General features: G+C 56.3%; 18 protein-coding genes and 1 tRNA gene. 9 read left to right on the top strand and 10 right to left on the bottom strand.

Translation table 11 applies throughout. The annotated features are described in order from the left end of the window. Positions 1-35: 35 nt before the first annotated feature. Positions 36-3,617: an indolepyruvate ferredoxin oxidoreductase family protein gene (locus ACYVIS_RS07600; protein ID WP_460873663.1), complete on the bottom strand. Its 3,582-nt coding sequence runs from the start codon at positions 3,615-3,617 to the stop codon at positions 36-38. Positions 3,618-3,716: 99 nt separating this feature from the next. On the opposite strand from ACYVIS_RS07600, the gene ACYVIS_RS07595 reads away from it, so the two are divergent. Beyond that, positions 3,717-4,676, top strand: coding sequence for a LysR family transcriptional regulator (locus tag ACYVIS_RS07595; RefSeq protein WP_232744007.1), 960 nt, complete (start codon positions 3,717-3,719; stop codon positions 4,674-4,676). Between the two features lie 95 nt (positions 4,677-4,771). Here the strand turns inward: ACYVIS_RS07595 and ACYVIS_RS07590 are convergent, their stop codons facing one another. Continuing rightward, on the bottom strand, positions 4,772-6,082 hold the full coding sequence (locus ACYVIS_RS07590) for a phospholipase A (RefSeq protein ID WP_460873662.1): 1,311 nt from the start codon (positions 6,080-6,082) through the stop codon (positions 4,772-4,774). A gap of 233 nt (positions 6,083-6,315) precedes the next feature. Here ACYVIS_RS07590 and ACYVIS_RS07585 point away from each other — a divergent pair. Then, a tRNA-Arg gene (locus ACYVIS_RS07585) sits at positions 6,316-6,392 on the top strand. A gap of 480 nt (positions 6,393-6,872) precedes the next feature. Here ACYVIS_RS07585 and ACYVIS_RS07580 read toward each other — a convergent pair. Together ACYVIS_RS07580 and ACYVIS_RS07575 are read right to left on the bottom strand one after the other, a co-directional pair. Further along, positions 6,873-7,754: a LysR family transcriptional regulator gene (locus tag ACYVIS_RS07580; protein ID WP_460873661.1), complete on the bottom strand. Its 882-nt coding sequence runs from the start codon at positions 7,752-7,754 to the stop codon at positions 6,873-6,875. Further along, positions 7,751-8,689: a LysR family transcriptional regulator gene (locus tag ACYVIS_RS07575; RefSeq protein WP_460873660.1), complete on the bottom strand. Its 939-nt coding sequence runs from the start codon at positions 8,687-8,689 to the stop codon at positions 7,751-7,753. Before ACYVIS_RS07575 ends, ACYVIS_RS07580 begins: the two co-directional genes overlap by 4 nt. Before the next feature lie 140 nt (positions 8,690-8,829). Here ACYVIS_RS07575 and ACYVIS_RS07570 point away from each other — a divergent pair, with 140 nt between their 5' ends. Further along, a complete protein-coding gene (locus tag ACYVIS_RS07570; RefSeq protein ID WP_460873658.1) occupies positions 8,830-9,447 on the top strand; it encodes an RraA family protein in 618 nt (205 codons plus the stop codon). 33 nt (positions 9,448-9,480) lie between these two features. Continuing rightward, complete coding sequence (locus ACYVIS_RS07565; RefSeq protein ID WP_460873657.1) at positions 9,481-10,458, top strand: Bug family tripartite tricarboxylate transporter substrate binding protein; 978 nt, start codon at positions 9,481-9,483, stop codon at positions 10,456-10,458. A gap of 125 nt (positions 10,459-10,583) precedes the next feature. On the opposite strand, the gene ACYVIS_RS07560 is transcribed toward ACYVIS_RS07565, so the two are convergent. After that, a complete protein-coding gene (locus ACYVIS_RS07560; RefSeq protein WP_460873656.1) occupies positions 10,584-11,258 on the bottom strand; it encodes a hypothetical protein in 675 nt (224 codons plus the stop codon). Positions 11,259-11,929: 671 nt separating this feature from the next. Between ACYVIS_RS07560 and ACYVIS_RS07555 the strand changes: the two genes are divergently transcribed. Then, complete coding sequence (locus ACYVIS_RS07555; protein ID WP_460873654.1) at positions 11,930-13,729, top strand: sensor histidine kinase; 1,800 nt, start codon at positions 11,930-11,932, stop codon at positions 13,727-13,729. After that, positions 13,726-15,075: a sigma-54-dependent transcriptional regulator gene (locus ACYVIS_RS07550; RefSeq protein ID WP_232743999.1), complete on the top strand. Its 1,350-nt coding sequence runs from the start codon at positions 13,726-13,728 to the stop codon at positions 15,073-15,075. The genes ACYVIS_RS07555 and ACYVIS_RS07550 overlap by 4 nt, the downstream gene beginning before the upstream one ends. Before the next feature lie 53 nt (positions 15,076-15,128). Here ACYVIS_RS07550 and ACYVIS_RS07545 read toward each other — a convergent pair whose 3' ends face one another. From ACYVIS_RS07545 to ACYVIS_RS07535, 3 genes are read right to left on the bottom strand one after another with little or no spacing between them, the layout of a single operon-like run. Further along, positions 15,129-16,016, bottom strand: coding sequence for a LysR family transcriptional regulator (locus ACYVIS_RS07545; RefSeq protein ID WP_460873653.1), 888 nt, complete (start codon positions 16,014-16,016; stop codon positions 15,129-15,131). Positions 16,017-16,051: 35 nt separating this feature from the next. Further along, positions 16,052-17,446 carry an MmgE/PrpD family protein gene (locus ACYVIS_RS07540; protein ID WP_460873651.1) on the bottom strand — a complete coding sequence of 465 codons (1,395 nt, stop codon included), beginning with the start codon at positions 17,444-17,446 and terminating at the stop codon, positions 16,052-16,054. A gap of 13 nt (positions 17,447-17,459) precedes the next feature. Continuing rightward, positions 17,460-18,437, bottom strand: a complete 978-nt coding sequence (locus tag ACYVIS_RS07535; protein ID WP_460873650.1) for a Bug family tripartite tricarboxylate transporter substrate binding protein — start codon at positions 18,435-18,437, stop codon at positions 17,460-17,462. Between the two features lie 188 nt (positions 18,438-18,625). Here ACYVIS_RS07535 and ACYVIS_RS07530 point away from each other — a divergent pair, with 188 nt between their 5' ends. The 3 genes from ACYVIS_RS07530 to leuD are packed head-to-tail and all read left to right on the top strand — an operon-like array spanning position 18,626 to position 21,533. After that, the gene (locus ACYVIS_RS07530) at positions 18,626-19,492 is read left to right on the top strand and encodes an isocitrate lyase/PEP mutase family protein (RefSeq protein ID WP_460873649.1); all 867 of its coding nucleotides are present in this window, start codon (positions 18,626-18,628) and stop codon (positions 19,490-19,492) included. After that, entirely contained in the window at positions 19,489-20,904 is a 1,416-nt protein-coding gene (locus ACYVIS_RS07525; RefSeq protein ID WP_460873648.1) for a 3-isopropylmalate dehydratase large subunit, read from the top strand. Before ACYVIS_RS07530 ends, ACYVIS_RS07525 begins: the two co-directional genes overlap by 4 nt. Further along, a complete protein-coding gene (gene leuD, locus ACYVIS_RS07520) occupies positions 20,904-21,533 on the top strand; it encodes a 3-isopropylmalate dehydratase small subunit (protein WP_460873646.1) in 630 nt (209 codons plus the stop codon). Before ACYVIS_RS07525 ends, leuD begins: the two co-directional genes overlap by 1 nt. A gap of 127 nt (positions 21,534-21,660) precedes the next feature. Here the strand turns inward: leuD and ACYVIS_RS07515 are convergent, their stop codons facing one another. Then, positions 21,661-22,734: an MBL fold metallo-hydrolase gene (locus ACYVIS_RS07515; RefSeq protein WP_460873645.1), complete on the bottom strand. Its 1,074-nt coding sequence runs from the start codon at positions 22,732-22,734 to the stop codon at positions 21,661-21,663. A gap of 140 nt (positions 22,735-22,874) precedes the next feature. Continuing rightward, positions 22,875-23,864, bottom strand: coding sequence for a Bug family tripartite tricarboxylate transporter substrate binding protein (locus ACYVIS_RS07510; RefSeq protein WP_460873644.1), 990 nt, complete (start codon positions 23,862-23,864; stop codon positions 22,875-22,877). Positions 23,865-23,916: the final 52 nt, after the last annotated feature.

Genomic DNA, 23,916 nt, shown 5'->3' with positions numbered 1-23,916 from the left:
GGGGTGCCCCTGACCACAGGGCGGCATAGACGAAATCAACCAACGTGGGCATGGATGGGGATAGGGGTGGCCCTTGTGGCCCCCCGATATTCCTCGAGCAAATCGTCCCGTCGTTGTTGTGCGGCGGCCAGGTTTTTTTCCTTGACGTGGCCGAAGCCGCGTATGTCGTCGGGCACATTGGCCAGGTCGATGGCGACCGCCAGGTTCTGCTCGCTGACGGTTTGCGCCAATTCTTGAACCAGGGCCAGGTAGTCGCGCACGAGCTGACGCTCGTGCCGCCGTTCTTCGGTCCTGCCGAAGACGTCGAACGCCGTGCCGCGCAGCCCTTTCAGCGTTGCCAAGACTTTGAAGGCGGTCATGATCCAGGGGCCGTACTGTTTCTTGATCAGGTGACCCTTGTCGTCTTTCTTGGCCAGCAAGGGCGGCGCCAGGTAGAACTTGAGGTGGTAATCCTTGCCGGGTTCGCCGTCGAACTGGGCGCGCAGCTTCTCGGTAAAAGCTGGATCGGCGTAGAGTCGCGCTACTTCGTATTCGTCCTTGTAAGCCATGAGCTTGGCCAGGTTTTTGGCAACGGCGCGAGTCAATCCCAGGGCCTTGGCGTCATGCAATGAACTTTCTTTAGTGCGAATCAGCCTCACTGCCTCGATGTATTGTCTGGCATAAGCCTTGTTCTGGTAGGCCGTCAGCATTTGCGTGTTTCGTTCGATGAGCTTGTCGAGCGTTTCAGGCATGGCAATGACCTGGGCCACAGTTTCAGGCTTTTTCAGATCGGGCGCAATGGCTTGCGGGTCATGATGGGCAATGGCGCGGCCCCATTCGAAGGCCGCCTGATTCTTTTCGATCGTTACGCCATTGAGCTCTATGGCGCGTGACAGGCTTTCGTGCGAGAGCGGAATCCATCCCTTTTGCCAGGCGTAGCCCAGCATCAGAGGGTTGGTGTAAATCGCATCGCCCAACAGCCTGACGGCCAGTGCGCCGGCATCCAGAAATTCGCAGGTTTGCCCGATGGCTTCTTTCAAGTCATGTTCGGCCGAGGCCTCGGGAAATTGCCATTTCGGATCTTTGATGAAGTCGGCGGTAGGCATGTTGGCGCTGTTGATGGCCGCGTGCGTGGTTCCCTTCTGTACTTTGGCGAGCACTTCGGCCGAAGTCGATACGATCGAATCGCAGCCTATGATGAGTTCGGCCTCGCCGGTGGCAATGCGCGTGGCGTGTATATCGTCTGGCGCGGCCGCGATCTGAACGTGACTGAGCACGGCGCCGCCTTTCTGTGCCAGGCCTGCCATGTCGAGGACTGTAACCCCCTTGTTTTCAAGGTGCGCCGCCATGCCCAGCAGGCCGCCGATCGTGACGACGCCGGTGCCGCCTATGCCGGTCACCAGTATGCCGTATATGCCTTGTATGTCGGGCAATGCGGGGGCGGGCAGTTTATCCGCGTCGGCAGCGCCCATCCGGGGCGCCTGCGCCTTGGGTTTCCGAACCTGCGCGCCTTCGGCTGTCACAAAGCTTGGGCAAAAGCCATTGACGCAGGAAAAGTCCTTGTTGCACGAAGATTGATTGATTTTGCGCTTGGTACCCAGTGGAGTATTGAGCGGCTCGACCGACAGACAGTTGGATTTCACCGAACAGTCGCCGCAGCCTTCGCATACGGCGTCGTTGATGAAGGCGCGCCGGGCGGGGTCGGGGTAGGCGCCGCGCTTGCGGCGCCGGCGCTTTTCGGTGGCACAGGTCTGGTCGTAGACCAGGACAGTGGTGCCTTCGATTTCACGCAATTCGCGCTGCACCCGATCAAGTTCATCCCGGTGGTACACAGGGGCATTGCCCGCCAGCGACACGCCCCGGTATTTCTCGGGCTCGTCGGTAACCACCACGATTTTTTTCGCTCCTTCGGCATAGACCTGCGCAATGACATCGGTGACTTTCAGCACGCCGTCCACGGGCTGGCCGCCCGTCATGGCAACCGCATCGTTATACAGGATCTTGTAGGTGATATTGGAGTTGGCGGCGATGGCGGCGCGTATGGCCAGGATGCCCGAATGGAAGTAGGTGCCGTCGCCCAGGTTCACAAATACATGTTTTTCTTTGGTAAACGACTTCTGGCCTATCCAGGCTGCGCCTTCGCCTCCCATATGGCTGAAGGTTTCGGTTTTGCGATCCATCCAGATGGTCATGTAGTGGCAGCCTATGCCAGCCATGGCGCGCGAGCCTTCGGGCACGTTGGTCGAGGTGTTGTGCGGGCAGCCCGAACAGAACCAGGGCTTGCGTTCGGCGGTGATGATGGGCTGCAGCAATTCACGTTCCTTGGCTTCGATTATTGCCACGCGTGCGGCAACGCGAGCCTGGATGTCCAGCGGCAGCACGGCTTTTTCGAGGCGCTTGGCGATGGCCTTGGCGATCAGTGCAGGCGACAGCTCGCTTTGGGCGGGCAAGAGCCAGTTGCCGCGCGGCACCGACCATTCGCCGCCGGCATTGTCCTTTTCATCGAACTTGCCATAGACCTTGGGGCGCACATCGTCGCGCCAGTTGTACAGTTCTTCTTTAAGCGCGTATTCCAGAATTTGCCGCTTTTCTTCGACGACCAGGATTTCGTCCAGGCCGGTGGCAAATTCGCGTGCGTCCAGCGCGTTCAAAGGCCACACGCAACCCACTTTCAGGACCCGTATGCCGATTTGCGCACAGGTGTTTTCGTCCAGGCCCAGATCGGCCAGGGCCTGGCGGGTGTCGAGGTAGGCCTTGCCGGCGGCCATGATGCCGAAACGGGCCCGCGGCGAGTCGATGACAATGCGGTTCAGTTTGTTGGCGCGCACGTAGGCCAGCGCGGCATACCATTTGTAGTTCATCAGGCGCGCTTCCTGCACCAGCGGCGGATCGGGCCAGCGTATGCTCAGGCCTTCGGGCGGCAAGACGAAGTCGGACGGAATGACGATGTTGGCGCGGTCGGGATCGATATCGACCGAGGCGGTGGATTCGACCACATCGGTGACGCATTTCATGGCGACCCACAGGCCCGAATAGCGGCTCATGGCCCAGCCGTGCAGGCCGTAGTCCAGGTATTCCTGGACATTCGATGGATACAGAACCGGCAGGCCCGCGGCCTGGAATACATGTTCGGATTGATGCGCCAGCGTGGATGACTTGGCGGCGTGGTCGTCGCCGGCGAGCACCAGCACGCCGCCGTGTTTCGAAGTGCCGGCGGAATTGGCATGCTTGAGCACGTCCATGGACCGGTCCACGCCGGGACCTTTGCCATACCACATGCCGAATACGCCGTCATGCGTGGCGTCGGGATAAAGATTGACTTGCTGCGACCCCCAGACCGAGGTGGCCGCCAGGTCTTCGTTCAGGCCCGGCTGGAAAACGATGTCGTTGTCGATCAGGTGCTGCTTGGCTTTCCAGAGTGCGAGGTCCAGGGAACCCAGGGGCGACCCGCGATAGCCGGAAATAAATCCGGCCGTGTTCAGCCCGGCATGCTTGTCGCGCAGTTTTTGTAACATGGGCAAGCGCACCAGCGCTTGCGTGCCGCTCATGTAGGCGCGGCCTTTTTCGAGAGTGTACTTGTCGTCAAGGCTTACCTTGGCGAGTGCGGACAGCACCGCCTGATCAAGGGGGGCGTTCATCTCGATTGTCTCCTGTAGGGATGATTTATTTTATTAGTGTATGTATTTATATTGGTATCGTAAAATCAAATTTTCAGGTATCAGGTATTAAAAAAACAGATGAAGAGCGAAGTTACGTTGAGACAATTCCGGTACTTCATCGCCGCGGCGACCTCGGGGCAGTTTTCCACAGCGGCCATCTCCGAGCATGTGTCGCAATCGGCGATCACCAGCGCGGTCCAGAGCCTGGAGAGACAGTTGAAGGTACGTTTGTTCGATCGCCTGCCTCATGGCGTGGTTCTGACGGCGGAAGGACAGGTGTTTTTTCACCATGCCCGGCATGTGATGGACTCGGTCAACGATGCCATGCGGCATGCCAGTTTGCGTACCCAGACGGTGCAGGGAACGATCCGGATCGCCGCCACCTATACGGTATTGGGCTATTTTCTGCCGGATTTGCTGAGCCGTTTCAAGCACAGCTACCCGCAAGTGGAGATAGACCTGGTGGATATGGACAGAATTACGCTGGAACAAGCGCTGGCCGACCGGAGCATAGACCTGGGAGTGGGGCTGATATCCAATATTGCCGATGTGCAGCGCTATGGGCATCGATTGCTGGTGCGCTCACGCCGCAGAGTATGGGCGGCAGCCTCGCATCCTTTGGCCAGGCAGTCCGCCGCAAGCCTCGACGAGATTGCAAAATACCCCTATATATTGCTGACTGTGGATGATGCCGATTCCGCGGCCACCGGTCATTGGGGAGCGAGTGGTCACGCACTCAAGATCGCGATGCGCACCAGTTCCCTGGAAGCCTTGCGCGGCCTGGTCGCATATGGTTTTGGCGTATCGATATTGTCGGACCTGGTGTATCGCCCGTGGTCGCTGGAAGGCAAGAAGATTATGGCCATTCCCATTGCGGATCCGGTCGCGCCCATGGATGTTGGCCTTCTTTGGCCCAGGCAGGCGGAGCCGAAAGGGCTGGTGGACACATTCCGGCAGTTCCTGATTCATGCTTGCGATAGTGAGTCCGAGGCCCCTGCGGCAAGCGCGGCCGCACGGCCGGGAGCGCGGCGGAGATAACGCGGGTCCCTTCTCCCGAAGGAGTTATTGTTCTTAAGGCGCGGGGGTGGCGGCCCAGGCGGGGTGGCGCATCACCGGCATGCGCAAGGAGTTTTTTATGGCACCAGCGACAAACCGACACGGATTTGCGAATCGCTGTTTTGCCGATATCCCAGCAAGGTTTCGCCATAGCCCTTGAAAAACTGCACATGCAGATAGCCGTTCATGTTCAGGAATGTGCGCTGCAGAGGCCAGGCGGCTTCGATCTGGGTAGCCTGGTGGCCTTGATTGCCGTGGCGATACATGCCCGACAGTACCAGCCCGTTATCTTGCGCCCAGCGCAACTTCCAGTCCACATGGCCCGCATAATCGGCGTAATCTGGATTGTCAGTGATTCCCATATAGGCTTTGACTCGTGGGGCGAAGGTAAGCGTACTGCCGCCATCGAAACGGTAATTGAACTGCGGTTCTATAAATCCGTCGTTCAGCGAACGCGAGTCGGCGCCGGCCTTGCCGTTGGATTTGTGCTCCACGCCGGTGCTCAGGCCCACAAACCATTGTTTGCTGTCTGCCTGCCAGAGCGCGTCTTTATGCCAGAAAATGCTGGGATTGTAGGTAGTGTCGATAAAAGGGCTGGAACTGGCCGATAGGTCCCACAAGGAGGTTTGGGTATAGCCCAAATACATATTGTCGAAAAATTTTGGATTTTCCGGATCGGCTGGCGTGAACAGGCGATATTTAAAGCTCAGCTGGAAACGCGCATTGGTCCCGCCCTTGGTGCCGACATCGAAGTAAATCGGTTCGTATGGAGACAAGGCATTTCTGAAGTTATCGAATGCCGAGGGCGTAGTGATGGGCTTTTGCAAGGTGTCGATGGCTGGCCCTTCGTTGATCGAAGCACCTGTCGCGGCAACAATGTTTTTGGGCAAAACAGGATCGGCCTTGCGACCTTCGGGGGCGGCACCGGCGTCCACGATTTGCGCATGGGCCGGGGTGCCTGCGATCGGGCTTTTTTCCAGCGGGTTGGTATCAAGCGCCAGCAGGGTCGGCCGACCCTCGACATTGATTGCCTGCAAGCCTTTGACGCCCTTGGGTACCACCGCGCGCCAGGCAAACTGAACGAAATTGTTCACGGGCACATTGACCTGGCTTGGAGCCGTTTCCAGATAGGCCAGGCTGCGTATAGCCTGGCCGCTTTCACTACGCCATTGCAACACCAAGGTTTTGGAGGGACGCCAACTAAGAGTGTTGCCCGTGTCGTTGAAGAGCACAGCCTTTACATTAATTGTTTCGCCTGCGACGGCGTGTGTCTGGTCCAATTGGTAGGCCATGCCCGCCCAAGCCTGGCTCATGTTGAGCAAGGTTACTGCCAAGGTAGCTGCGAGCGTGAAGAACAGGGTACGCAAAGGTCGGACAATGAGTTTCATAAGGCGATAACATGGTGATGCTTCGACTGAATGGGCAAGGCGCCCATTCAGTCTGGACAGGCTGAATGGGTATGCTTCGGATTCAGCCGCGGGTTTGCCCGAAACTTTAGCATTGCGCCGGTTTGATTGCGCTACCTGATGTAAGCGTGCTGTGACATATCGATTCAGGGCAGGATTTTCTACCTTTTTCGATTTTGCGACCAACAAGGTAAAATGCCTGCGCGTTACCTGATGCGGCAGTAGCTCAGCTGGATAGAGCACGGGCCTTCTAAGCCCGGGGTCGGGGGTTCGAGCCCCTCCTGCCGCACCATATAATTTTTTATAAATCAATATATTATTTGTTATTGATCTCCAAACAGCTACACTGGAAATTGTCCCCGAGTGGCTGTGCGCTGTCCCCATATTGTTCCGGAATCGGGTAAGGCCGAGGCTAAATTCCGTTGCGATTATTTGCGAGGGTAGTGAGCATTCGCGTGTGGCCCAGTTCCCCCATGCGGGGCCGTTAATGGGGTGGGGGGTAGTCGATTCCTGGCAGGCATTCTTTTTATTTCAGCCAGCCAGTGGCAATGACTCTCTTCCCAGGAAACAATAACAATCATCCATAGCTTCCCCTGCGAAATAAAGGGCGGCTTCTCGTTAGGCGAGAATGAGAAATGATCGGGACTCTCTGTGGTTCGGATCAGCGATAACTACCGCAATCCTGTCCAAGGGATCCAGATCGAGATCGAGCCACCGAGTTCCTGCGGGAGCATTCCTACAACGAAGTCCGTGTCATCCTTGAAGAATATTATTAGCTTGCAGAATGTTTTATGCAAATTTGCCTGGCAATTTCGGCAATGGGAAGTGCAACCAGAGACTCATGTTTCAGATGCGCGCCATAATAATTTATATGTTCGACAGGCATGCTGGTGCCGAACATTTTTATTTTATTTTGATTGAGTTGCGCCAAGAAAAGCTCTTTGGGCAGGTAGCTAACCCCAAGCCCCGCCTGTACCAGGCTGCATAAGGAAACCAGGCTGTTGGATTCGGAAATACTCGGCGGCCTGATGCTGCTTACCGCGAAAAAATTATCACAAAGCGCGGAGGTGATGGAGTCGTCGTGCTGTCTGATCAATGGCAATCTGAATATTTCATCGAGAGACAGCTCGCGAGACGGCAGCAGCATTGAAGGAGAGCAAAACCACGCAAACTCTGATCTTTTCAGGAATGTCCGCACCATGGCTGGAGTTAGAAAATGTTCTGGAATGACAATGAAGTCAAGCTTGCCTTCCAGCAACTGGCTTTGCAATATGGGGGCATGGCTCACGCAGGTACTGACGAGAAGGTTTGGATAGCTGCCCTTCAATTCTTTGATGAATTCCGGAAACCACGTTAGAGCGCTAAGCTCCGTGATTCCTATGGCTATTTTCTTTAGTGTCTGGGATGATTGCTCTGTCAGGCCCATCAAGGCAATCAACAGCTTTTCGGTGGATTGCATTACCTCTCGCCCAAGATCGGTAAGCTCTGATTTCTTGTTTCTGGTGTCAAACAAAGGTGCGGAAGATAGTCTTTCCAGTTCCTGCAATCGTTTGGTTGTGGCGGATTGGGTAATGTTCAATTTTTGGGCGGCCTTATTCATGGTTCCCAATTTTGCTGTCCAGTAAAACGCCTCCAATTGCTTAATCGTAATCATGGCTGGTCAGGTTTCCCGTTAACGGAAAACGCTTGATGTTTTTGATGCAACTGGTCGAAATTGCAAATCGTTTGCATCAAGCGGATGATGTTTTTGTGGAAGACGTTGTATTTTGGAGTAAGGATGATCGCGACATAGCTGACGGACGGTACCGGGGGAGATGAAATAATTTCTTTTAGCTGGCCGTCAACGAGCAGGTTCGTAAATACGTTGCGAGGCAGATAGGCAACGCCTAATCCGGCAAGAACTATACCGACCAGGACGGTCAGGCTATTGGTGCTTATTTTTGTTTTTGCAACAATACCTCTTTTTTCCATCCATTCAGACATGATAATTCCCGCGCCCGATGTGCTGTTTTGAACAAGCGAGGTGAAGTTTCCTATCTTCGACACGGGAAGGTCGGCTTCCACATTGTGTAAGCTTGGATGACACAGCCACGCTGATTGAACGTCAGCCAGTTTGGTTTTTATGAGTCCTGTCGCGTTGAATGCATCGGGCACAATAATAATGTCCAGAACCCCTGTCTTCAGCTTGTTTAATAAGACCGTGCTTGCCTCGACCTCAATTTCAATATCCGCCGCCGCGTATTTTTCTTTCAATTTTTCTATCAGCACCGGCAGCCATGTCATGGCTGTCAATTCTGTAACGCCCAAGCGAACTTTTGTCGATAACAGGGTTTTATTGATCATCTGATCGACGATGAGGTCCCGATGCTGCAACAGGACCCGCGCTTTGCTTAACACTTCCTGGCCACTCTTTGTGAATTTTGCCTGTCGGGCGGAGCGATCGAGCAACTGGCATTTCAAATGATTTTCCAGTTCCTGAACTTGCCGCGAGATGGCGGATTGGACGACGCCCAGTTTATGAGCGGCATCGCTGAATGACCCCGTTTCGGCAACAGCCACGATTGCTTCCAATTGCTTGAAGCTTGTCATATTCGGGTTTACCTTGGTAATTCATCTAATTTATTCATATTTTATTAGCTGAATATATCACTTTTTTATTATTTTCCCGTGTGTGAGAATTTCGTCTTCACAGATTTCTTTACGTGTTAATTAAAGTGTAGAAAAAGGTAATGGAAGATATTCAAAGTTCATTCAACGGAGTTTCTACTTCGATCATCAGCGATGTGATGGATCGTCTGCCTGGTACCAATCAATTGAAGCCGATGCATGGCAGCACGCAATTGATCGGTCGAGCCCTTACCGTAAAGGTTGCAGCCGGCGACAACCTGTTCATACATAAAGCGTTGCGGACTGTGCAGCCTGGCGATGTTCTGGTCATCGACGCGGGAGGCGGGGTGGATAGAGCCCTGATCGGCGAGATTATGCTTGCTGTTGCAAAAATGAGAGGGGCGGTCGGCTACGTGGTTGATGGAGCAATCAGGGATGTGGGGGCATTCTCCAAAAATGATTTTCCATGTTTTGCCAAGGGAGTTACGCATCGAGGCCCATACAAGAATGGTCCCGGGGCAGTGAATATTCCTGTATCCATAGATGGGGCCGTCGTTCAGCCGGGAGACATTGTGATAGGCGATGAAGATGGGGTGGTCTTTATTCCAGTCGAGAAGGCAGAAGAAATTCTTGGCCTGGCCAGAAAAAAAATGAAACTGGAGGCCGATACCCTCAGCGGTATCGGCCGCAATGTGTATGACGATAGCTGGATCGAAGCGTCATTGTTGAAACAAGGTTAATGCCTGAACTGCACTACTTATCGAAGGTAAAAAATGCTATTTATCAAAAAAACAATCACCGCGGGTTTTGCTGTCAGTATGCTGTTGGTGACAGGGGCAACAGCGAATGCGGCCGATTTCCCGGATCATGCAATTCAACTGGTTGTTCCCTGGGCGCCCGGGGGAGCAACGGATGTGATTGGCCGTTTTATCGCCAAAGGCTTGAGTGAGCGGATCGGCCAGGCCGTGGTGGTCAACAATAAGGCCGGCGCGGGTGGAAATATTGGGACGACTTCATTTGTTCGCGAAAAGCCCGATGGCTACACATTGCTGGTCGTTACCAGTTCAACCAATGCGGCGAATCCGCATTTGTATTCACACCTGGGATTCGATCCAAAAAAGGATTTTGCACCGATTGCATACATTGGTTCGATTCCCAATGTCCTGGAGGTACCTAAGGGATCTCCCTTCAACTCCGTCGGCGACTTATTGATCTATGCCAAAGAACACCCGAACAAACTGAATTATGGCTCGGCTGGCGTGGGTTCGTCGCAGCATTTGGCAAGCTCCTTGCTGGTGCACCTGACTGGAATCAAGGTCACTCATATTCCCTATAAAGGTAGCGGCCCGGCCGTCAGTGATTTGTTGGGGAAACAACTGGATTTCATGATCGATACGGGATCGATTTCGCAGGTTAAGGCCGGCACACTCAAGGCTTTGGCCGTGGCCTCGAAAACAAGGTTGACGGAACTGCCCGATGTTCCAACCTTTGCAGAGGCGGGTGTAAAGGATATGTACGCTTCAGCCTGGTATGGCATAGCGGCTCCGGCCGGTACGCCAGTAAAAATTGTGGACGAACTGAACAAGAAAATCAATCTTGTCCTGAAAGATCCAGATATCAACAAGAAGCTGGAAGCAATGGGTGTACAGGTAGGCCCCGCCCAAAGCCCCAAGGAATTTGCCGGGTTCATGTCCAGTGAGTTGAGCAGATATGGTGAGCTGGTCAAACTGTCGGGCGCGAAAATGGATTGAGTATGCCGCTGTTGCCGTGTTTTGTCGGCACCCACGGCCGCCCCGCACACCATCATTCGGGATGTATCTTGTGGACATCCGCAATTCCGGTGCCGCCTCATGGAGGCGGCGTTTTTTCGAAATGATTATTCCCGCGGAATTGTGTCCTGCGCCTGGCCAATCCCACTGCGGATTGCCGCTTCGACGGCGGTGCGTCCATGCGTGGATTTTTGCGCCAGGTCGTTGAAGCTGATAAATTCTTTGGGGCGCCCGCTTGTTTCATCGATGGAAAAAGAGGGAAAGATCGCGACGCCGGCGACAGCCTGGGCTGCTTTGATGGCGTTACGGTAGCTGCCGCCGAGTTTGGTATTGCGTTCCAGATGCCGGTCGTCATTGCCGCATATCAATAGAGGCTTGTTGGGAAAGCGTCCACGCAAGGCTTGGGCGACGGGCGTCAGGTTGTCGCTGTCAAAGGCCACAACAGTGGGATGGGATACGGTTTCCGCTATGGTGGCGGCCGTGGCATAGCTTTCGGCAAGAATAATGACCGAGGCCTGGGCCAATACGGCAACACCCTGGCCGGGTGCCGCGTCCAAGACGTGGAAACAACCGGGCTTGAGGTTGTCTGCCTGGTAGCACTGGCTGCCATCCGTATAGATTTTTTGGGCGGCCCATACCTTGCCGTGTATGTCTTGCGCGGGAATCACGAGGTTGCCATAGCAGTTTTTCTTGAGACCCTCGTGGGCGCTGATTCCTTTGCGGCGCAAGTAGGCATTGGCGTCCGTGGCGCGTGGAAAGGTAGGCAGCTTGGCCGCAAGCATGATGGCTGTGCTTTCGTGTTTGGCATGTAGTTCTCGTTTCCTGTCCGCTTGTTTTTGTCCGGTCTGGGCCTCGGATGTGGCTTTTCTCGCTTCTTTTTCAGTTCTCTCATGGGCTTGCCGACTCGGGAATTGTTCGAGATTCGTCGTGCTCCACGCACACCATCGTTGCCTTTTGAGGGGCCACTGCGCCTCGGCCCAATTTTTCTCCGAAAACGACAACTCCGATTTTGCCAATGTCATGCTGCCTCCATGGTATTGTGAATACCCACTATCTTGAGTGGTTGGTTCAGACTGACGCAAGAACCGTGCCAGGAGCGTCAAAAACCTACAATAGGTGTGAAAGGCGGGTACAGTGGGGCATTCGAGCAAAATTCGTCAGGCCTGGCATACGACTCAAGTGTGTAGATCGGCAGAATTCAGTGTTTCTTGTGTGTACTTTTCCATCCTGCCCGGGGTGGGACGCAGTGGCGAGTTTGTTTCTACTGGTTATTCGCAGGCTGCAATTTCCGCGTGCTTCTGGTATATATTCACCGGCGCGGATGCGCGCGGGCATGCTCGAATAACAAAAGCCAGACCCTGAGCCCTGGCATGTCATCGGGCTTGAAATGAGCCTGGTCCGGACCAATGGCGATTCCGCTTTTGTTGAACTTCAATGTCGATTGGACGATTACATGCGATATCTTTTTGCCCGACGGCGCTTGAGCATTTATTTGTTGCTCGCCGCCTGTGTCGGGATAGCCTATATCGCCGATTGCATCGTCTTCGCCCAAGAGACCAAGTCCACACTCGCGCAAGCGCATCAACGTGCCGTGTTTTATTCCCTGAGCCTGGAGTCGACCCTGGCGCGATACGAATCGCTGCCGAAAGTTATTTCGTTTGAAAAGAAAATGAGCGTCCTGCTGGACAATCCGGGCGATGCGGTGGCTCAGCAAGCCGCCAATCAATATCTGCGCGCCGTTCAGGTGACAACCGGTTCGCGGGTTGCTTATCTCATTGATGCCGATGGCTTGACTCTGGCATCCAGCAATTGGGATAAGCCCGATACCTTTGTCGGTCAGAACTATACCTTTCGGCCTTATTTTCGCGATGCGCTGCAATTCGGCCAGGGGCGCTTTTATGGTCTTGGCACCACCAGCCACGAGGCCGGCTATTTTCTTGCAACATCCATTCGTACGCAGGCGGGAGCGCGCGGCGTTATTGTTGTGAAGATCAGTCTCAGTGAGTTTGAATCGGCGCTCTCGCAAAGCAGCGATACGGTCATGCTGCTTGATTCGGGCGGGATTATTTTCCTGTCCTCGGTTCCCGCCTGGCGATACCATACCCTGCTTGCGCTAAGTGCGCAGAAACGTGCTGCAGTGAATCGGAATCGTCAGTACGGTAAGAATCCGCTCGATCCCCTGGAGGGCGTTGTTCTCGACAATACCTTGCCGCAAACCCTCGATCTGGCGCTTCCAGGCCAGCCCAAACGTACATTGCTCACCGAATACGTACCGGTGGGGCCGCTTGGGTGGAAGCTGGCAATATTTGTCGATCCACAGCGGGACCGTCAATTATCCCGGGTGGTGGGTATAGGCGTGGGCTTTGTCGCCGCGTTCGTAGCGGCCCTGTTCATGGTGCGCAATCAACAGCGCAAACGCTACGAAGAGCGGCGTCGTGCGAAAAATGAACTGGATCAGGCGCATGCGGAACTGGAGACGCGGATTGCCTTGCGCACGACCGATCTTACCGAAAAAATTGCGGCGCTGGATCGCGCCCAGCATATCTTGCGGGAAACACGCGACAGCGCGGTGCAGGCGGGCAAACTGGCCGTACTGGGGCAAATGGCGGCCGGCATCACGCATGAACTCAGCCAGCCCCTGACTGCCCTGACCACGCTTTCCGACAATACGGTTCACCTGGTCAAGCGCGGAGAACTTGAGGAAGTCAGCAAGAATGTTTTTCTGATCAGCAAGCTGGCCGCCCGCATGGGCAACATCGTGTCCAGCATCAAGGCTTTTTCCCGCAAGGACAATGTCGGACGCGAGCCGGTCAATGTCAGCAATTCCATTCATCAGGCGCTGATGTTGGTCGAGCCGCGCCGCAAGCAGGTCGCAGCCAAAGTCCAGTTGGTGCGTACAAGCTCGGAGGCGTTGGCTTGGGGTAACTCCATACGGCTTGAACAGGTGCTGGTCAATCTATTGCGCAATGGCCTGGACGCCGCTGCCGATCAGCCAGGCAGCGTACTGTCGGTAACGGTTCAGGTACAAGAGAAACATGTACACATTATCGTACGCGACCAGGGTCCGGGTATTTCGGACGCAGTGCGCCAGCACCTTTTCGAGCCATTCTTCACCACCAAGCCCACCGGCCAGGGCATAGGGCTGGGCCTGGCCATTTCCTTAGCTATCATTGAGGAAATGCGCGGCCAGCTGCAGATAGGCAATGCGCCCGATCGGGGCACCGAGGCCACCATCATCCTGGAACATGTATGAACACGGAAAACCCCATTCCCGCCGCTGAAGGCAGCCTTGTGTATTTGATCGAGGACGATGAAATCGTCATGCATGCCTGCGGGCAGGCTTTGCGTTTGGCGGGCATTTCGGTGCGCGGCTTCGGCGATGCGGAAACCGCGCTGGCCAGCGTTGGCGGCGAACGGCCGGCGGCCGTGATCTGCGATGTACAGCTTCCCGGCATGGGTGGAATGTCGCTGCTGGTCGATTTGCTGCGCCTGGATCGCAATTTGCCTGTGATTCTGATTACCGGACATGGCGATATTTCCCTGGCAGTGGAAGCCATGCGGGCTGGCGCCTACGATTTCATCGAGAAACCATTTCATTCGGAGCGGCTCGTCGATGTGGTCCGCCGGGCCATGGAGCGCCGCGCCCTGGCCACCGAAAATCAGCGCCTGAAAGATCAATTGCAAGAGTTGCAGGTAACCCCCCTGATTGGCCAATCGCCCGCGATCCAGCATGTCCGCAAGCTGATCGCCGCGCTGGCGCCGACCTCGGCCGATTTGCTGGTTTGCGGCGAAACTGGATCGGGCAAAGAGGTGCTGGCAAAAGCCATCCACACCGCCAGCGGCAGGCGTGGCGCCTTTGTTGCGCTGAATTGCGCGGCAGTGCCCGAAAGTATTTTCGAGAGCGAAATATTTGGCCATGAGGCCGGGGCGTTTACAGGAGCGCATCGCCGTCGTATCGGGAAAATCGAATATGCCCAGGGCGGCACGCTGTTCCTGGACGAAATCGAATCCATGCCGCTGAATTTGCAGGCTAAATTGCTGCGCGTGCTGCAGGAGCGCTACGTGGAGCGGCTAGGCAGCAATACGCCGATACCGGTCGATTGCCGGGTAATAGCGGCAACCAAGCTGGACCTCAAGCAGGCCTGCGACCAGGGCGAGTTCCGGGCCGACCTGTATTACCGCCTGAATGTCGTGTCCATCGAGTTGCCGCCCTTGCGTAAACGGCTCGATGACATCCCGTTGCTCATGGCGTATTTCATTGCCATTGCGGCGCGGCGCTATCAATGCGAGCCGCCGCAATGGTCCGGCCAGGACTTGCTGCGCTGGCAACAGCACGACTGGCCGGGCAATGTGCGTGAATTGCGGAACACCGCCGAGCGATTCTGCCTGGGTGTCGAAGACGGTCTGGCGCAGCCTCCCGACAATGCCGACTCCCTGGCGTATCGCATGGAACAAACGGAACATGAATTGATACAGGAAGCGCTGCGCAGCGCTGCAGGCAATGTGGTGCATGCGGCAAAGCTATTGAAGATTTCGCGCAAGACCTTGTATGACAAACTGAATCGCCTGGCGATCGATCCCGGCAGCTTTCGGCAGTGATACGCGGCGTGTTAATGCATTAGCTTGTGGCGAGAGCATGTCGGTGCCTTCGCTTACGACTCGCGCCCTCGGGAATAGGCATCCCGGACGCAATCGCGCAGGGCGTTGATCCGCCGGTTGTCGATGTCGGCTTTCCTGCGTGCCAGGACGATGTGACGTTTGCGCATCTGGCGATCAAGCCGGATGATGTTTACGGGGTAGATACGTGACAAGGGCTCTTTCGGCTGAGGTATCACGGAAAAGCCCAGACCTTCGGACACCATACTCAGGACTGCGAAGCTTGACATCATTTCGAATCGAGGCTCGAGTGCGGGCGAGATTTCGCGAACGAACTTGGATGCGGTTTTGCCACCGCTTAGCTTCAGGTTATAGCGAATCCACGGCAGATTCGCGATGATATCCTTGATGACTCCCGGGCCCGCGTAGTGGCGTGGGTAAACGAATACAAATGGCTCGTCGGTGATTTCCTCGCATTCGACAGCGCGCGAGAGGCCCGCCTCCGGGCGGGCGATGATGACGGCCTCGACGTCGCCCGCCTTGAGTTTTTCCAACAAGTGTTCCGAGGCATTCTCCGGTTCCAACACTACCTGGATTCCGGGATAGCGCTCCTGCATGAATTTCAGGGTTCTGGGAAGCGCAGACAGCTGCACCGTGTTCGCTGCGCCGAATCGCAAGCGCCCCCGTACGTCGAACCGGCTACGATCCCTCAGGTGTTCAAGACCACCCAGCGCCCCTTGCACGGTCGCAACGACCTCCGTAGCCAATGATGTAGGTTTGACAGTACGCCCTGAGCGATCGAACAGCGGCTGTCCGAAGTACTCCTCCAGGCTGCGCATCTGCTGACTCACCGCACTGGGCGTCAATCCCAGCTCCTGAGCAGCCAATGCGAAGCTGCCTCTTCGTAAAACTACCTGTAACGTAGGCAGGGCACCAAACTTCATGATTTCTCCCGGTGGTGTCCGCCGGGAGACGGACATCAGGCTGTAGACATCTCGGCGCAGATAGCGTCGACCGAGTCCAGCGTTTCGGCATGCTTGACTAGATCGACGATGCGGTCTGCACGGCGTTGATCGATACGCTCGGCGCATAGCAACCGGAATTTGCCTTCTATGTCATCCCAGGACAGCGGATTCTCGGGGCTGCCGCGCCGGTGCTCGACGTAGGTCTCGAATGCTCGGCCCGAAACGTCGGTAACCTTCATCCGCATCGAATGACGCGCACGCGCCCCCATTTTCTCAATCTCGGGGTCCACGTAAGCATTGATCTTCTCGATGAATCGGAGGATGGCCGGATCGGCGATTCGGTCGTCTTTATATTGCGCGACAAACGCATCCCCGTCAACGGCGATAGCACCGAGTCCGAAAAATAGGTTCATCTGGGCCGCCGTGACACCCTGAGCCTTGTATTCCCATGCGCAGTGCAAATACGTCATCGGGCTGAGGCCAACATCGACCTTGGCAATGCTGTCGGCCGTCAATTTGTGATCTTTCATCAGTTGCCGTAGGCCGTCCAATGCGCTATGGATGCTTGTGACGCACGCGTAAGGCTTGAAGCCCGTGTTGATCGTCTCCCAGCTCTTGTGGAGTCCAGCAGTCAGGTATTCGGGCTTCGGGTCCCCGCTGATCGTACTCAGGAAGCCACCGTAGCCGGCCTCGATGACGTCGACAATGCCTGTGAAGTTGCGTCGCGCCAGCAGTCCGGCATAAACCCCGCTTTGGGCGGAGCGACCGGAATGGAAACGCTTCACCATTGAGCCCTCCTGGGCCGCCATGAGGCCGGCGGCTTGCGTACCGGCGATGCCGATTGCATGCCAGGTCTGTTCCGGGCTGAGGCCCAGAATGCCCGCTGCCGTGGTGCCGGCCGTGAATACTCCGCATGCGCCCTGCGGATGATAGCCACGGAAGAAAAGCGACATTCCGGCAGCCATGCCGACACGATTGCTCACCTCGTAGCCCGCGACGATTGCAGCGATGACACGGCGGCCGTTCGTGTTGCCCTCGTATTGGGCAAGCGCCAGCGCAACGGGAACCGCGATAGACCCGGGGTGAAACATGCTGAGCTTGTGAATGTCATCGAGCTCATATGCATGGCAGGCCGTACTGTTCACCAACGCCGCATTCGCGGGCGAAGTACGGTCGCTCTGACCGTAGATGGTGCAGTTGCCCTTCGCTCCTTCGTCCCGTACCATGTCTGCTACTGTTCTTGTCCAGGGCAGCGCCGCGCCGAATATGCCGCAGCCCAGGCTATCGAGCATACAGAGTTTTGCGTGCTGGACCACTTCCACAGGAATGTCTTCATACCGCAGGTTCGCGGCGAACACCGCAAGGTCGCGGGTAGCACCTTCCTGGTAGCTCTTGTGCGTGGCTGTCATGCTCGATTCCTTCTTATTCCGGTTGAATATGGGCGACCTTGATGAGTTCCGCCCAATGTGCGATGTCTTGCTTCAAATAGGCGGCCATTTCAGCTGCGTCCCCGTAGAAGAGGATATTGCCGGTCGTTTCCAGCGGGGCCAGCACTTCCGGATCTGACATCGCCTTTTTGAACGCTTCGGAGAGATATGCAATGATCGGCTCCGGGGTTCCTTTCGGGGCGAAAAGCCCGGACCAAACCATGAGTTCGAAGCCTTTTGCTACGCGGTTGATCGGTGGGACTCCGGGTAACGACGGAATCTCCTTGGTCGTCGTGACGGCCAATGCCCGCAGGCGCCCCGCCTTGACGAGCGGCAGCGCATTCGCAAGGTCGACAATGGCGAAGTCTATGGTTCCCCCGAGCATGTCCTGCATCAACTGCGGCACTCCTTTATAGGGAATCATGAGCGCGTTGATCTTTGCATCCTGCACGAGAACCGTGCCTGCCGCCAGGTTCGCCGAATTCCCGTAGCCCCAGTTCAAAGGCTTGGGCCCCTCGCCGCGCTTGCGTGCGATTTTCACGAATTCATCGAGCGTCTTGGCCCCCACCTCAGGGCGTACCACCAACGTAAACACCACTCCGGTGGCTCGTCCGATGGGAATGAAATCCTTCTCAGCGTCGTAAGGCGGCTTGTGCTTGAGTTGCTGTGGCCCAGCAGAAAGAGACGTGCTGCTGCCCAGCAGCAGCGTGTACCCGTCGGGGGCTGCGTGCGCGGCCTCGGCGGCGCCGATTGTTCCGAACGCGCCCGGCCTGTTGTAAATCACAACGGCCTGCCCGGTGGCTTTGCTGAGGCCCCGGGCAACGGCCCTTCCTATGACATCGGTAGCTGTTCCCGCAGCGAATGGCACCATGAGGCGAATCGCGTGATCTGGATACTTGTCCTGGCCCGTTGCCATAGCCGAAAAGACAAGCGCGGCGGCCAACAGCAGCCTGCGGATATGAATCAATGACATTTGTCTGCCTCCAACGCCATGCTGCATGGCTTTTTTGTTATCGAACTAAAACAAGTTTAGAAGCGAGATCACATCATGAATAGTTATTTTTCATCATTAGAACATTAGAAAAACTTACCAATTGAACAGCCTCGATCTGATAGAGTGGCCGAAGCGATCCCGAATCTGCCAACAAAAGGAGACCATGCATGAGGCGGCAACTGAATCAACACCTAAAGCGGATCTTCGTGCGCAATGCAGGAGTCTTGATGCCCGGCGCATTCAACGCGCTTGCGGCGCGAATTATCGAGGCCGCTGGACATCAATTGGTCTTTGTGACCGGAGCCGGCGTGTCGAACGCGTATCTTGGCATGCCGGATCTCGGCTTGCTTACTGTCACGGAGCTGATTGCGAATGTCAACGCCATTGCGGCCGTCGTGCAGTTGCCCCTTGTGGTGGATGCCGATACAGGATTTGGAAATGCGATCAACGTACGACGTACTGTCCAGCAATTGGAGCAAGCTGGCGCGAGCGCCATCATGCTCGAGGATCAAACGTTTCCCAAGCGCTGCGGACACTTTGACGGCAAGTCGGTCGTTCCCACTGAGGAAATGACCGCCAAAATCAAGGCGGCCGTCGATGCCCGTCTCGATGATGATCTCATGATCATCGCCCGCACGGACGCCCGTGCAGTAGAAGGCTACGAGGCTGCCATTGCCAGGGCAAATTCCTACAAAGAAGCGGGAGCGGATATCATTTTTGTGGAAGCTCCATTGAACGAGAACGAGCTGCTGAGAATCCCGCAAGACGTGCCGGGACCGCATATGTGCAACATGGTGATCGGTGGCAAGACTCCCATATTGCCGCGAGCAAAGCTGGCTGAGGCGGGCTACGCGGGTATTTGCTATGCCAATGCCGCGCTGCAATCCGCCATGCTCGCAATGCGGAAAACCATGGAGCATCTGAATGAACATGGGTCGAGCGACGGCCTCGAGGATCTGCTGCTCAGCTTCGAGGAGAGGCAGCAGGTTCTACGAACTGCTCAATTCAAGGAGCTGGAGGAACGCTATAAATGAATCGAGCAATCGAACGGACGTTCCTGGACAAAGTCTGGGCCGGCCATGTCATCGAAAAGCTGGACGACAAGATCGATCTGATGCACGTCGACAGGCTGATGCTTCACGAGCTTTCGGGTAGCCAAGTACTGCGGGCTATACGGGAAGCAGGATACTCACCGGACAGTCCGAAACAGATATTCATGGTGATCGATCACCTGATTTCCACGCGGCCAGGCCGCCATGCCGTCGAGTCCGCATCCCCAAGTGGGCCGGAGATGATCGGCGCAGCGCGCGCCGAATCCCGGGCATGGGGCCTGCAGTTCTTCGATTTCGATGATCCTCGGCAGGGCATTGCCCACGTAGTGGCGCCTGAGCAAGGGATTGCATTTCCAGGTTGTACCCTCGTATGCTGTGACAGCCACACCAGCACCGTGGGCGGGATCGGCGCATTGGCATGGGGAATAGGCGCCAGCGAGGCGGAGCACGTTTTCGCAACGCAAACGCTGCCACAGGCCAAGCCCAAGGCGATGCGCGTGGTCTTCGACGGCCTGCTCGGCTCCGGCGTATACGCTAAAGACATGATTCTGGCTCTGATCGGCAAGATCGGAGCCCAGGGCGGCATAGGGTATGCGACCGAGTTCAGCGGAAGCGCTGTCACGGCGCTGCCCGTCGAAGGCCGCATGACATTGTGCAATATGTCCATCGAATTCTCCTGCAAGTACAGCTTCGTCCCACCTGACGATGCGACGCTCGCCTACATGAACGGAAGGCCATATAGTCCAACCGGCAAGGCATGGGATGTTGCTGCGGCGCAATGGCTGATGCTGCGGTCGGACGAGGCGGCGCGGTTTGATCTGGAAGTCACCATCGACTGCGACCAACTACGTCCCCAGGTGACGTGGGGAATCAGTCCGCAGCATGTAGTTTCGGTGGATTGCGTGGTACCGGACCCCGATACCTTGCCGGATGCGGAGCAACGCAAGCTTGCCGTGCGGGCGTTGGAGTATATGCGCTTGCAGCCTGGGACTCCTCTGGCCAGCGTGCCGATCGACGCGGCTTACATTGGATCGTGTACCAACGCACGGCTCTCCGACTTGCGGGCGGCAGCGGAGGTCCTGCGGGGAAAAAAAGTCAAACCAGGCATACAGGCGGTCTGCGTTCCCGGGTCAACGCCGGTCAAGCGTGCCGCCGAAGCCGAGGGCATCGACCAAATCTTCAAAGAAGCCGGATTCGAGTGGCGCGAATCAGGCTGCGGGTTATGTGCCAGTATGGGTGATACACGGTTTGCCGATATGCGGGTGATCAGTACGACTAACCGCAATTTCGAAGGACGACAGGGAACCGCCACGCGGACACATTTGGCGAGCCCGGCTACGGTGGCCGCCTCCGCTGTTGCTGGACACATTGCCGACTCGAGGAGGATCGCATAGTGGAAGCGCTCACCTCGGTTACCGGAGTGGCGGCGCCACTCATGCAGATCAACATCGATACCGATCAGATCATTCCGACGACTTTTCTCGGCGGCACCGACGCAAAGGGATACGGTGAACATGTATTTCATGGATGGCGGTTCCGCCCGGACGGATCCAGAAATCCCGACTTCATTCTCAATCGACCGCCTTTCGATAATGCCCGGATTCTGCTCGCAGATCGAAACTTCGGCTGTGGCTCATCGCGCGAACGCGCAGTATGGGCGTTGCGGGAATTCGGCATTCAGGCGGTGATTGCGCCATCATTTGGCGAGATTTTCTTCAACAACTGTTGGCGCAATGGGGTGGTACCCGTCGTCATGCCGATCGACGGTGTCAATAAGATCGTCGCGGCGGTCGAACGCTCGGATGGTGCGTGGGATGTCACAGTGAATCTTGAAACCCTCGCTGTGACAAGTGGAGAAGATCATTTCATTTTCAATGCGCCACCGGCATTTCGGGAGATGCTTTTAAAGGGACTCGATGAGATCCAGCTCACTCTTTCGCGTGGAGAAGCCATTCGACGCTTCCGTGAAGCGGATCGTGTTGTGCGACCCTGGGCTTATTTCGATTTACCGCCACCTGCTTGAGGTCACGTTCTCATCGGTGGTGACTGTCCGTCCAGCGCCTGCTTCGCGTTGAGGCGTCGCTCGAGAAACGTCATCAGCTCGCCATCTTTCTCGACAGGTGCGCCAGAGGCTTTGGAGATCAACGGAGTCATGACCCGGCGCTATACCACGCCACTCCTTCGTCATCCAGCTGCATCGCAGCTTCGCCGCGCCGGATCAGGTAATTCAGGTGGGCGATGCTTTCACCGGTGGCCAGGCCGAGCTGGCCATGATCGTCCGGAGTTATCGGCCGGGAAAATAGCGTCGGGAAGACATCCACCGCGCGCTGCGGTTGCCGCAATACCGCACGCAATCGTTCAAGCGCGTCCAACTGGCTGGATTCGAGATAATCGAGGCGTTCATGCAAGCCCCGAAAGGGCTCGTTGTGGGCCGGCAGCACGAGCACATCGTTGGGAACTTCCTTCTTCAGTTTTTCAAGCGAGGCCAGCCAGTCTTCCATGGGATCGGCGTCGGGTTCGGTCGGAAACACCGATACATTCGATGAGATGCGGGGTAGAACCTGATCGCCCGATATAAGGAGTTTGAGATCGGGACAATACAGGCAGGCATGTTCAGGCGAATGGCCATTGCCCACGACCACTTTCCATTGATGGCTGCCTATGTCCAGGGATTCGCCGTCCTGCAGACGCCGAAAGCTGTCTGGCAAGGCATGCGTCATTTTTCCAAAATTGCCGAACCGTGCACGATAATTTTCGATGGAATGTTCGCTCCAGCCAGCCTGGCGGTAGAAGCGGATGCCGTCGTCAGGCGCCTCCCGCCCGGTGTCGGCAACAAGTGTGCGGCATGTCACGTATTCCAGGCGCGTCATCCATAGACGGCAGCCGAACTTGCGGGTCAACCAGCCTGCCATGCCGATGTGATCGGGGTGCATGTGAGTGACCAGAACACGGCTGGCTCCTTTCGCACCCAGCGGGCCGGAAAATAGTTTTCCCCATGCCGCCGTCGTGTCGCTGGTCCGCAGGCCCGTGTCGACGATGGTCCAGCCATCACCGTCTTCCAGCGCCCACAGGTTGATATGCGTGAGCACAAAGGGCATGGGCATGCGTATCCATAAAACCCCGGGTGCTATTTCCCGAACCGCGCCGGGTTCGGGTGCGTCCCCGCAGGGATAAACCAGGGTTGGCCGGTTGTTTTTCTTGGCTTCGTTGTGGGCTTCGACCATTGGAGGGGCTCCGCTTTAATGGGGTATTGGCTCGTGTTGGTCAGTGTAAAGTAAATTGTGGTGAGGCACTCAGGGAAGCCGATTGATGATTCATGTCCGCGTGCAGCGCCCGGCTTTGTGAGAGGCGGGCGCTGTACCTATTAGTCGATCTTGATATGAGCGTCGTGCACCACCTTTGCCCATTTGCTTGTTTCCTGTTTCATGTACGCGACAAACTCTTCCGGCGTCGAAGACATGGGGTCCAGGCCCAGTGTGCCCAGCAGAGTCTTGAAATCCTGACTGTTGATGATTTGTACCAACTCGGCATTCAGCTTTGCAATAACAGGCTGAGGAGTATGGGCCGGTGCGAGAATGCCAAACCAGGACCCGACGTCAAAGCCCGGCAGGCCCGATTCGGCCACGGTCGGGAGATCCGGCATGGCCGAAGCGCGCTTTAGCGTGGAGACCGCTATCGGGCGGAGGCGGCCGTTTCTTACATAGGGCAGGGACGAGGTCATGCCATCGAACAGCATGTCCACATGGTTGCCCAGAAGATCCATGACAGCGGGCGCATTCCCTTTGTAAGGAACATGAATCATGGATATGCCGGCCATGTTCTTGAGCATTTCACCGGCTAGGTGGGCGCCTTGGCCGGCTCCTCCCGATGCGAAGGTAAACCGATTGGGGGTGGCCTTCGATAAATCGATAAGCTGCTTGATCGAATGAATAGGGGACTTCGGATTGACGACGAGCATCAAGGGCAGGTTTGCGACGGTCGTGACCGGTGCGAAATCCTTGACGGGATCGTATGGCAATTTTTCGTAGAGACTGGGGTTCACCACCAGTGTGCCGAAAAACGCGACCAGCAAGGTGTATCCATCTGCCTGGGCGTGAGCGACCGCATCGGTTGCGATGAAGGAGTTTCCGCCTGGCCGGTTTTCGATGATTACAGGGACGTTCCAGGCCTTGCTCAACTTGTCTCCAAGAGCGCGTGATACGGTATCGGTGGGGCCGCCTGGAGGAAAGGGAAGCACCAGATGGATGGGCTTGGATGGGTAGGTACCGGCATCAGTGGCCGCGCTTGCCGGCATAGCTGCCGCGGCCAGGCAGGCCAGGCCGAATAGTTGAGTTTTCCAGAAACGGGATTTCATAGTTGATGTCTCCTTGTCTTGATCGATCGAAGCGATACTCGGGGTTTTTACT

It is taken from the genome of Paralcaligenes ginsengisoli (assembly GCF_054781135.1).
The sequence above is the reverse complement of the archived record's forward strand: the minus strand, read 5'-3'. Positions and strand labels throughout refer to the sequence as shown.